Below are 290 nucleotides of genomic sequence, written 5' to 3' on the forward strand. Positions count from 1 at the left end.
ACGCATCGTGATATGCAGTGATAGTACTTAGTATCCACCAAGCTAACTTGCCGACTTCGTGCTGTTGCCATGAATTGAGCGCCTAACTTTTAACCGTTATTTAAAGATAGGCGACACTCAGTTTTTTATCAAATTTAAGATGGGTGTCTTCTTAAAATTTTTTCTATGTGCTCCGCTGATAAGAGCCCATTGGCTCCTTCCAAACCATAGAGTAATTCCTATTGCTAAAGCTGATAACAAGCACAAAAGAGAAAACATAATTAAGATTTTATTGATAATTGAATAAGCCG

The 290-nt window shown here is 36.9% G+C and carries 1 pseudogene; it reads right to left on the reverse strand.

Annotation, left to right across the window (positions count from 1 at the left end):
* Positions 1 to 71, reverse strand: a pseudogene (locus A7985_RS27055) (Mobile element protein); the annotation flags it as partial.
* Between the last annotated feature and the right edge of the window lie 219 nt (positions 72 to 290).

It is taken from the genome of Pseudoalteromonas luteoviolacea, from assembly GCF_001696455.1.
Classification (GTDB): domain Bacteria; phylum Pseudomonadota; class Gammaproteobacteria; order Enterobacterales; family Alteromonadaceae; genus Pseudoalteromonas; species Pseudoalteromonas luteoviolacea_C.